This window comes from Actinomycetes bacterium (assembly GCA_036000965.1).
Taxonomy (GTDB): domain Bacteria; phylum Actinomycetota; class CALGFH01; order CALGFH01; family CALGFH01; genus DASYUT01.
Genome location: DASYUT010000010.1, coordinates 1 through 2,777 on the forward strand (window position 1 = coordinate 1; position 2,777 = coordinate 2,777).

Below are 2,777 nucleotides of genomic sequence, written 5' to 3' on the forward strand. Positions count from 1 at the left end.
TTCGGGGGTCAGTTCGTCTTCTCGGGCCAGGGGATGGGGATGTCCAGGTGGGCGAGGATGACCCGCTGGGCCGCGGTGAGCTTGTCGAGGACGGGCCCGTTCGGGGTGTAGGTGATGTGCAGGCCGGCGAACGCGGCCAGGATGTTGCGTCCGGTGGGTTTGGCCGGGCGGCCTTCGCCGAGCTGGCCTGGCAGGTGGGTGTCGGGGCCGAGTGCGCGGCGCAGGTCGGCTTCGATGAGGCCGAAGTTGAGTAGGGCGATGCCGATGACGGCGACGAGCGCGGCGATCCGGTCGTCGTTGTGCAGGAAGATGGGGCGGACCCGGAGGGTTTGTTTGAGGTAGCGGTGGCGTTGCTCGACGATCCATTGGTCTTTGTAGAGGCGCAGCACGTCGAGGGCGGTCAGTTCCTGGCCGGTCGGGTTGTCGAGGTTGGCGGCCAGGGCGTAGAGGCCGTCGAGGCGGCCGGCGGCGGTGATGGCTTCGGGGTCGCGGCGCCAGGTGAGGGTGGGCTTGCCGGTGTCGGGGTCCTGTCCGGTGGTGGCGTGGATCAGCCCGGCGGTGTTCTTGCCGAGGATCTGCGCGAGTTTGGCGTGAACCTGCTCGCGGGTCTTGTAGTAGCGCCCGCCGAGGCCGTTGCGGGCCTTGGTGAGCGCGGCCTCGGCTTTGTCGATGGCCCGTTCGCGGCCGGCGCGCACCGAGGCGGCTTCCTCGGCGGACCAGATGTAGGCCACGCGCAGGTCGTGGCGGGCCTTGGTTTCTGGGTCGGTGACCTGCAACGGGCGCAGCAGCCCGCGCCAGGCGGTGCGTTCGGCCGGGGGGAGGCGCTGTTCGCGCTGCGAGCAGTAGCCGAGGTCTTCGAGTTGGTCCAGGCCGCCGACATCGACGGTGAATGCCTGGGCCCAGCCGGTGTCGGCGCGCAGCGGGACGACGAATCGCAGCCCGGCCCGCTGCGCGGCGCATAGCGGCGCCAGATAGCCCAGGCCGGAGTCGGCGACCACGACCAGCCCGGGTGGGGCCAGTTGTTGGAGTCGTTCCATCGCGTCGATGAAGCAGGGCAGTTCGGAGCGGGAGCCGGGGTGTGGGCGGAAGTACACCGCGACCCCGTCCGGGGTGGATGCCTGCAGGGTGCGCACCTGCTCTTTGACCGTGCGGTCGGCCGCCCAGCCTTTCTCGACCAGGGCGGAGTCCTCGTAGCCGCCGGTGAACCGGACGGCGGTCAGGTCCAGGTGTAGCCGGGACAGGTCGGCACCGCCGCGGGTCGCGGCGGCCAGCGCGAGTTGGCCGCGTACGTGCTCGGCGACCGGGGCGAGGGCCTCCAGAGCGCGGCCGAGCCGATCGTCGTTGAGCAGCATGGCAGGGACATCGAACAACTCGGCCATCGCCGCGGAGGAGGCCCATCCGGCGATGTCGTAGAGCGGGGAGGGGGCGGTCAGCCGGTTGGCGACCAGCGCGGCGATCACCTCCCCGTGGGTGAGCATGGCCCGCCCGCGCATCGGCGCGGCCTGGTCGACCAGGCCGGCCAGGCCCAACCGGTCCAGGTAGTGGCGTACCAGCAGCAGCGGGCCGACCTCGCGGCGGGTCCCGGCCGGCGGCGGGTCCAGCCGGGCGAAGGACGCGGCTAGCTGGTCGAGTTGGCCCGCCGCCTTGAGTTGGTCCTCGCGGCCGAGGGTTGTCAGCACGCGGTGGCGGACCTTGCCGCCCCGGTCGCGGTAGGCCTCGACGAGGCGGAGGTAGACGTAGCGCTTGTCGCCGCGCTGGACGGCGTGCCGATTCACGTACATATTGGCCCTACGATACCAGCGCAGGCATGAGAGTTACAAGCGTGTAGTTCGGGATTCCCAGGAACCGGGAGCGGCTGTGTTGGCCCTACGGACGGCCAGCAGGTGCCGCATCACGCCCCTCGCCCGGGCCTGCCGGACGCGCCAGAAACCAAGCCCTGCAACAGGAAACGCCCGCGCCTGCCCCGACCGACCCAGCGGTCAGCGGAAGCCTAGACCCGGATCGGTGCGGAAAACGGGCCCTAGGTGGCTGGCTCCTGCCCAAGGCAGAACGTCACGAGCGTGATCGGCTCGGCGGCGACGTGTGGCTCGCGATGGTGGGGCAGCAATCGGCCGGAGAGCAGCAACGGACCGTCCTGCAGCGCGATCTTCTGGCCGCCTCGGTGGCCGTCGGGCTCGAGCAGGGCGCCCAGGTCCTCGGGCCGCGCGTCCTGCAGTTCCGGGTGCACGCATAGGGGTCCGGCGTCGCCGTCGAGCAGGACGATCACGGCGAACGGGCACCGGGCCTGATCGTGGTGTAGCCCGAGGTAGTCGCCGGTGTCGTAGTAGAGATAGTTGGACTGGACCGGGCGCAACTTGACCTCGATCAGTTCGGTGGCGCGCTCGGCCACCCGAGGGTGGATGTCCTTGTGAAGCTGACCGTCGGGGCTGTAGGAGAAGCGCGCCGGGCCGAGGACTTGCCATCCGTCGACCACGCGCCAGCGCGGGCGGTCGCACCGCTTGGCTTGGGCGCGGCGGCTGCTGGCGTCTGCGAGCAAATCGCGCCGCTCCTGCACGGTGATCAGGTCCGACGAGACCCGGCATGTGGCTGGCATCCGCCCCTCCCATCCGCAGCAACCCGCAGGCTGGGATCTCCGCCCTGCCGCATCGATTTTGCGGGTGTCCGCCCCCGCCGCCCCACGTTAGTGGTGACCAGATGATCGCCGCGGGGTTTCTGCCTGTTCGACGGGCGGGATGACGATGGGCGGCGGAACGACGCCTCGCTGGATACGAAGGCAC

The 2,777-nt window shown here is 70.6% G+C and carries 2 protein-coding genes; both read right to left on the bottom strand.

From position 1 onward, the window contains the following. Nucleotides 1–8: 8 nt before the first annotated feature. A complete protein-coding gene (locus VG276_00455; GenBank protein ID HEV8647892.1) occupies nt 9–1,781 on the bottom strand; it encodes an IS1634 family transposase in 1,773 nt (590 codons plus the stop codon). A 239-nt stretch (nt 1,782–2,020) separates the two neighbouring features. Next, entirely contained in the window at nt 2,021–2,554 is a 534-nt protein-coding gene (locus VG276_00460; protein HEV8647893.1) for a hypothetical protein, read from the bottom strand. Between the last annotated feature and the right edge of the window lie 223 nt (nt 2,555–2,777).